This window comes from Limimaricola litoreus, assembly GCF_024159025.1.
Lineage (GTDB): Bacteria > Pseudomonadota > Alphaproteobacteria > Rhodobacterales > Rhodobacteraceae > Limimaricola > Limimaricola litoreus.
In genome coordinates, this window is record NZ_JAMYXC010000159.1 from 1 (window position 1) to 7,006 (window position 7,006).

Annotated in this window: 7 protein-coding genes and 1 pseudogene; 7 read left to right on the forward strand and 1 reads right to left on the reverse strand. The window is 67.6% G+C overall.

All coding sequences use genetic code 11. The features are described 5' to 3' along the window. A pseudogene (locus tag NHG85_RS10540) lies at positions 1–201 on the forward strand (replication initiation protein); the annotation flags it as partial. A 3-nt stretch (positions 202–204) separates the two neighbouring features. Here NHG85_RS10540 and NHG85_RS10545 read toward each other — a convergent pair. Next, positions 205–858 (reverse strand): GntR family transcriptional regulator, encoded by a 654-nt coding sequence (locus NHG85_RS10545; RefSeq protein WP_253332197.1) that lies wholly within the window; start codon positions 856–858, stop codon positions 205–207. 130 nt (positions 859–988) lie between these two features. On the opposite strand from NHG85_RS10545, the gene dctP reads away from it, so the two are divergent. The 6 genes from dctP to NHG85_RS10575 all read left to right on the forward strand — a co-directional run. Then, entirely contained in the window at positions 989–1,969 is a 981-nt protein-coding gene (gene dctP, locus NHG85_RS10550; RefSeq protein ID WP_253332199.1) for a TRAP transporter substrate-binding protein DctP, read from the forward strand. A 61-nt stretch (positions 1,970–2,030) separates the two neighbouring features. Then, positions 2,031–2,579: a TRAP transporter small permease subunit gene (locus NHG85_RS10555; RefSeq protein WP_253332201.1), complete on the forward strand. Its 549-nt coding sequence runs from the start codon at positions 2,031–2,033 to the stop codon at positions 2,577–2,579. After that, positions 2,579–3,898, forward strand: coding sequence for a TRAP transporter large permease (locus NHG85_RS10560; protein WP_253332203.1), 1,320 nt, complete (start codon positions 2,579–2,581; stop codon positions 3,896–3,898). The genes NHG85_RS10555 and NHG85_RS10560 overlap by 1 nt, the downstream gene beginning before the upstream one ends. Continuing rightward, the gene (locus tag NHG85_RS10565) at positions 3,895–5,151 is read left to right on the forward strand and encodes a malonyl-CoA decarboxylase (protein ID WP_253332205.1); all 1,257 of its coding nucleotides are present in this window, start codon (positions 3,895–3,897) and stop codon (positions 5,149–5,151) included. The genes NHG85_RS10560 and NHG85_RS10565 overlap by 4 nt, the downstream gene beginning before the upstream one ends. 2 nt (positions 5,152–5,153) lie before the next feature. Further along, entirely contained in the window at positions 5,154–6,656 is a 1,503-nt protein-coding gene (locus NHG85_RS10570) for a malonate--CoA ligase (protein ID WP_253332209.1), read from the forward strand. 157 nt (positions 6,657–6,813) lie between these two features. Continuing rightward, positions 6,814–7,006, forward strand: a 193-nt coding sequence (locus NHG85_RS10575) for an NAD(P)-binding domain-containing protein (protein WP_253332207.1), incomplete at its 3' end; no start/stop codon positions are given.

A 7,006-nucleotide genomic window follows, 5' to 3' on the forward strand; every position in this document is an offset into this window, starting at 1 on the left:
GAGGCCACGCGCAAGCGCAACCCGACCCAGCGCGACGCCGACCGGCGGCTGATGCTGGGGCGGCTGACCGGGGAGATGGAGCGCGAGGATTTCCGCCGCCACGGCTGGGAAAGCGCGCTCAACGCGCGGGCGATCTTTGCCTTTTGGGAGGAGATGCAGCCCGGCCTGTTCGACGACCTGCCCGAGATGCCGCCCGAGTAGCGCCTATTCGGCGGCGCGCAGCCCGGCCATAAGGTGGTGGAATTTCTCGCCCTGCACCGCGATATGGGCGCGCAGAAGCGAGGCCGCGCGATCGGCCTCGCCCGCGCGCAGCGCCGCCACGATCTCCAGATGCTCGGCCATGCTCTGCGCCATGCGGCCGCGCAGGTGAAGCTGGGTGCGGCGGAAGGGCTTGAGCCTGCGGTGCAGGCGGGCGGCCTCGCCTGCGAGAAAACGGTTGCCCGACTGGGTGTAGATCAGGTGATGGAACACCTCGTTCTCGCGGTAATAGGCATCGCTTTCGCCCGCCTCCATCGCCGCGCGGCAGCGGGCGTTGGCGGCGTCGAGATCAGCAAGGGCGGCGTCGGTGATCCGTTGCGCCGCGAGCCTGCCGCAGGCGGCCTCGATCTCGGCCATGACCTCGAACATCTCCAGAAGCTCGACCGCGCCGACCTCGCGCACGAAGACGCCGCGGCGCGGCTGCTGTTCGATCAGACCGGCGGCGGCGAGCTTCTGGAACGCCTCGCGCAGGGGCGTGCGCGACACGCCGTGCTCCTCGGCGAGCTTCGTCTCGTCGAGCCTCGTGCCCGGCGCGAAGCGGCCGCGCAGGATTTCGTCCTCCAGCGTTTCGGCGATCAGGTCGCTGCGGCTGCGGCTCATGCGCGGATCCCTTCGCATATGCAGGAAATCGTTTCTTGTATACGAAAGCTTGACTTGAAATACAATCCCGCGCAGCGTGGCCCGGCGTCGGATGGGGGAGCATCCCGGCGCATCGTTTGGGAGGACGACAATGAACAAGATCACGATGCTCGCGGCCTCGGCCGCCATGCTCGCGCCGCTCGCCGCGGGGGCCGAAACCCTGCGCCTGTCGCATCAATGGGCCGAGGGCGACGTGCGCCACCAGGTCGCGCAGATGGTGGCCGACAAGGTCGCCGCCGCCGATGTCGATCTGGAGATCCAGATCTTTCCGAACCAGACCCTGTTCAAGGCGCGCGAGCAGTACACGCCGCTGTCGCGCGGCCAGCTCGACATGACGGTGCTGCCGCTGAGCTACGCGGGCGGCCAGCAGCCGGCCTACAACCTCACCCTCATGCCCGGCCTCGTGCGCAACCTCGAACACGGCAACCGGCTGTCGAAATCCGAGTTCGGCGACGCGATCCGCGAGACCATGGCCGAGGATGACGTGATGGTGCTGGTGGACGGCTACCTCGCGGGGGGCTTCGGCTCGAACGCGGGCTGCATCACCAAGCCCGAGGACGTGGAGGGGGTGACGATCCGCGCCGCCGGCAAGTCCTTCGAGGAGATGCTGGCGGGGGCGGGAGCCTCGATCGCCTCGATGGCCTCGTCGGAGATCTACCCGGCGCTGCAGACGGGCGTGCTCGACGCGGCCAATACCTCGTCGGAGAGCTTCGTGAGCTACCGGCTCTACGAGCAGCTCGAATGCTACACGCCCGCGGGCGATACGGCGCTGTGGTTCATGTATCAGCCGATGATCATGAACAAGCGGACCTTCGAGGAGCTGACGGAAGATCAGCAGAAGGCGCTCACCGACGCCGCCGCCGAGGCGGAGGCCTTCTACCTGTCGGAGGGCAAGAAGGGCGACGACGTGGCGCGCGAGACCTTCCGCGAGGCCGGCGTCGAGATCGCGGAAATGACCATGGAGGACTTCGAGGCCTGGCGCGCGCTGGCCAAGGAGACCGCGTTCAAGGTCTTCGTCGAGGAGACGCCGAACGGGCAGGAGCTGCTCGACAAGGCGCTGGCCGTCGAGTGACCGCGATCCGGGCCGCGGCGGGATGCGCCGCGGCCCGACCCCTCGTTTCCAAGGACAATCCATGAGCCAGACGATCCGGCGGGAGGCCCCCGCCGCAATCCGAGCGATCGGCCATGTCTCGACCCTGTGCGGGATCGTGGCGGCCTTTATGATCTTCGCCTCCGTGCTGATCACCTGCCAGATGATCTTTCAGCGCGCGGTGCTGGGCCAATCCACGATCTGGCAGACCGAGGCGGTGATCTACATGATGATCGGCGCGACGCTTCTGGGCCTGCCTTACGTGCAGAAGCTGCGCGGTCATGTCGGGGTCGACCTCGTGCCGGGGCTCTTGCCCGCCGGCGCGCGCCGGGCGCTGGCCATCGCGGTGCTGAGCGCGACGATCCTGATGATCGGGCTAATGCTGTTCTATGGCTGGGAGATGTTCCACCTCGCATGGGAGCGCAACTGGCGCTCCGAGACCGTCTGGGGCGTGAAGCTCTGGATCCCCTATCTCGCCGTGCCGCTCGGTTTCGCGCTCTTCGCGCTGCAGCTCGTGGCCGATCTGTGGTCCGTCGCCACCGGGCATGACGACGCCGACCCGACCCTGCCGCCTGAAGACCGGAGACACTGATGGAGCCGCTCACCCTCGGCGCGCTGGTCGCGCTGTTCACCGTGCTGGTGCTGTTTTCGGGCATCTCGGTCGGCACCGGGCTTCTCGTGGTCGCCACCGGCTTCCTGTTCTTCGTCGATGGCGCGCGCTCGCTCGAAGCCTTGCCCGAGCTCTTCTTCGGCGAGCTCAACAGCTTTGCGCTGCTGTCGATCCCGATGTTCATCATCATGGGGGCGGCGATCTCCTCCTCGCGCGCGGGCCCCGATCTCTACGAGGCGCTGGAGCGCTGGCTGACCCGCGTGCCGGGCGGTCTTCTGGTGTCGAACCTCGGGGCCTGCGCGCTCTTTGCCGCGATGTCGGGCTCGTCTCCGGCGACCTGTGCGGCGATCGGCAAGATGGGCATCCCCGAGATGCGCAAGCGTGGCTACCCCGACGAGGTGGCGGCGGGCTCCATCGCCGCGGGCGGCACGCTCGGCATCCTCATTCCGCCATCGGTGACCATGATCGTCTATGGCATCGCCACCGAGACCTCGATCGGGCGGCTGTTCCTCGCCGGTGTGATCCCGGGCCTCGTGCTGACGCTCTTGTTCATCGCCTGGTCGATCTTCGACACATGGCGGCGCGGGGCGGCGGGGGTGGCGCTGTCGGGGGTCAGGTATTCGTGGCGCCAGAAATTCGAGATCCTGCCGCGGGTGCTGCCCTTTCTCGCGATCATCGTCGGCGTGCTCTACGCGCTTTACGGCGGCATCGCGACGCCGTCCGAGACGGCCGCCGTCGGCGCGCTTCTCTGCATCGTGGTGGTGATGATCATCTACAAGATGGTGCAGCCGAAAGCCCTCTGGGCGATCCTGCGCGACAGCACCCGCGAGAGCGTGATGATCCTCTTCATCATCGGCGCGGCGGGGGTCTTCTCCTTCATGCTGTCCTCGCTCTTCATCACACAGTCGGTCGCGGCGTGGATCGGCGATCTGGACGTGAACCGCTGGGTGCTGATGGCGATCGTCAACCTGTTCCTGCTGGTGGCGGGCTTCTTTCTGCCCCCCGTCGCGGTGATCCTGATGTCGGCGCCGATCCTTCTGCCGATCATCACGGCGGCGGGGTTCGATCCCTACTGGTTCGCGGTGATCGTGACGATCAACATGGAGATCGGCCTGATCACGCCGCCCGTGGGCCTCAACCTCTATGTCATCAACGGCATCGCGCCGGACATCTCTCTCAAGAAGGTGCTGTTCGGCTCGCTGCCCTTCGTCGGCTGCATGATCGCGGCGATCGTGCTGCTGTCGATCTTTCCGGGGCTGGCGACCTGGCTGCCCGATGCCGTCATGGGGACCGCAATATGAGCATCCTGTCAGATGTCCTTTCCACCATTCTCGAGCGCCGCTACCCGTGGCAGCCGGCGCGCGAGGCGGATCTTCGCTCCGACGAGACGCTGATCGCGGACTTGCTGTCGAACGCGGGCGAGGTCTCGGGGCTGACCTCGGCGCGCGAGCTTCTGGACCGCTATGCCGCCAAGGATGACGCGGGCAAGATCGCCTTTTTCGCGCATCTGGCCGAGAAGCTCGACATCGACCCCGAGACGGTGCGCAGCGCGCTCGACGCCTATGAGGCCGAGCCGGGGCCGAAAAGCTACCGCGCCTTTCTGGAGGCGGCCGAGCCGCCGCGGCAGGAGCTGGTGCGCCGTCTCAACCGGGTGCCGGGGGCGACGGCGCGGCTGGTGGCGATGCGGGCGGATCTCTTGCGGCTGTTGAAGCGCGACGATCCGCGCGCGGCGCTCGACCAGGATTTCCGCCACCTGTTCCAGAGCTGGTTCAACCGCGGATTTCTGGTGCTGCGCCCGGTGAGCTGGGAGAGCCCGGCGCAGATCCTCGAAAAGATCATCGCCTATGAGGCGGTGCATGCGATCGACAGCTGGGAGGATCTGCGCCGCAGGGTCGAGCCCGCCGACCGGCGCTGCTTTGCCTTTTTCCACCCCGCGATGCCGGACGAGCCGGTGATCTTCGTCGAGGTGGCGCTGACGCGCGGCATTCCCGGCTCGGTGCAGGGGCTCTTGGCCGAGGGGCGCGAGGAGGTCGAGGCGGCGGAGGCCGACACGGCCGTCTTCTACTCGATCTCGAACTGCCAGTCGGGGCTGGCGGGGATCTCCTTCGGCAACTCTCTCATCAAGCAGGTGGTAGCGGATCTCTCCGCCGAGCTTCCGGGGCTCAGGACCTTCGTGACACTCTCGCCCATTCCGGGGCTGAGGGCCTGGATGGACGCCGAAGGGATCGACCCGACCCGGCTCGACGACGAGGCGCTGAAAAAGACGGCGGCGACCTATCTGCTGACCGCCAAGCGCGAGGGCGGCATGCCGCTCGACCCCGTCGCGCGGTTTCACCTCGGCAACGGCGCGCAGCTGCACGCGGTGCACGCCAATGCCGACATCTCGCCCAAGGGCCGGGCCGAAAGCTGCGGCGCGATGGTGAATTATCTCTATGATCTGGGCAGGATCACACAGAACCACGAAGGCTTTGCCAAGCGGCAGGAGGTGGCGGCGTCGGACGGCGTGCGCGGCCTTCTTCCCCGCAACGGGCGGGCCCGCAAGGAAGGGGCATGACCATGGCCAACCCGCTCTACGACACGCTGTTCGGACGCCATGCCGGGCAGGAGACGCCGTTCCTGATCCTGCGCGGCGGTCGCCGGATCAGCCATGCCGAGTTTCTTGCCATGGCGGCGCGGATCGCCCATGCGCTGGTCGATGCCGGGCTGAAACCCGGCGACCGGGTCGCCGCACAGGTCGAGAAAAGCCCGCAGGCGCTGGCGCTCTATGCCGCCTGCGCGCAGGCGGGGCTGGTGTTCCTGCCGCTCAACACCGGCTACACGGTCGAGGAGCTGAGCTATTTCATCGAGGACAGCGGCGCGCGGATGGTGATCTGCGACCCTTCGCGCGAGGCGGGGCTGGAACCGCTTTGCGAACGCTGCGGCGCGCAGATCCTGACGCTGGGGGCCGATGGCCATGGCGGGCTGATGGCGCAGGCGGCGCGGCACGAGGACCGGTTCGAGACTGTGGCGCGGGGCGAGGACGACCTCGCGGCTTTCTTGTATACCTCGGGCACAACGGGCCGCTCCAAGGGGGCGATGCTGAGCCAGGGCAACCTCATCTCCAACGCGGTGACGCTGGCCGAGCATTGGCGCTTCACCGAAGACGACGTGCTGTTGCACGCGCTGCCGATCTTTCACACCCATGGGCTCTTCGTCGCGACCAACGTCTCGGCGGTGTCGGGCGCGGCGATGATCTTTTTGCCGAAGTTCGATCTCGACGCATTGATTGAGCTGATGCCCGGCGCCACGGCGCTGATGGGGGTGCCGACCTTCTACACCCGGCTTCTGGGCGACGAGAGGTTCACCCGCGAGCTGACCGAGAACATGCGGCTCTTCATCTCGGGCTCCGCGCCGCTTCTGGCCGAGACGCATGTGGAGTTCGAGAAGCGCACCGGGCACCGGATCCTCGAGCGCTACGGCATGACCGAGACCAACATGAACACCTCCAACCCCTATGAGGGCGAGCGTCGTGCGGGCACGGTGGGCTTTCCGCTGCCGGGGGTGGAGCTGAAGATCACCGACCGCGAGACGGGCGAGGCGCTGCCGCCGGGCGAGGTCGGGTTGATCGAGGTGCGCGGGCCCAACGTGTTCAAGGGCTATTGGCAGATGCCCGAAAAGACCGCGGCCGAGCTGCGCGCGGACGGGTTCTTCATCACCGGGGACCTCGGGCGGATCGACGAGGATGGCTATGTCAGCATCGTCGGGCGCGACAAGGACCTGATCATTTCGGGCGGCTACAACATCTACCCCAAGGAGATTGAGCTGCTGCTCGACGAACAGCCCGGCGTGCTGGAAAGCGCGGTGATCGGGGTGAAGGATGCCGATTTCGGCGAAAGCGTCGTCGGCGTGCTGGTGCCGCGGCCCGGCGCTGAGATCGACCGCGAGGCGGTGATGGCGGCGATGCAGGGGCAGCTCGCGCGGTTCAAGCAGCCGCGGCGGCTGGAGATCGTCGACGAACTGCCGCGAAACACGATGGGCAAGGTCCAAAAGAACCTGCTGCGCGACCGCTTCGGCGGCTGAGGCAAGCGGGCAGGGCCGGGCGAGGGCAGGGCAGGCGGGGCGCCGCGACCGGGAATGGGTCGCGGTGCCCTTTGCCGTTTGCAAGCGCCACGCCCGCGATTGACAGCCGCGCCGAAGCGTGTGACGAAATGGTATACCAAATACGAGGGAGGCGGGCATGGCGGTGATCACGGTGATCGGTCTGGGATCGATGGGGCTCGGCATGGCGCTGTCGCTCAGGCGGGCCGGGCACCGGGTGATCGGCTGCGACCTGCGCGAGGGCGCGGCGGATGCGCTCGTCGCGATCGGCGGCGAGGCGGGGGAGCCGGCCGAGGCGGCGGCGCAGAGCGACATCGTGGTCAGCGTCGTGC

Coding starts and splice junctions, on each gene's coding strand:
- NHG85_RS10545 (WP_253332197.1), bottom strand. CDS start 858: ATGAGCCGCAGCCGCAGCGACCTGATCGCCGAAACGCTGGAGGACGAA.
- NHG85_RS10560 (WP_253332203.1), top strand. CDS start 2,579: ATGGAGCCGCTCACCCTCGGCGCGCTGGTCGCGCTGTTCACCGTGCTG.
- NHG85_RS10565 (WP_253332205.1), top strand. CDS start 3,895: ATGAGCATCCTGTCAGATGTCCTTTCCACCATTCTCGAGCGCCGCTAC.
- dctP (WP_253332199.1), top strand. CDS start 989: ATGAACAAGATCACGATGCTCGCGGCCTCGGCCGCCATGCTCGCGCCG.
- NHG85_RS10555 (WP_253332201.1), top strand. CDS start 2,031: ATGAGCCAGACGATCCGGCGGGAGGCCCCCGCCGCAATCCGAGCGATC.
- NHG85_RS10570 (WP_253332209.1), top strand. CDS start 5,154: ATGGCCAACCCGCTCTACGACACGCTGTTCGGACGCCATGCCGGGCAG.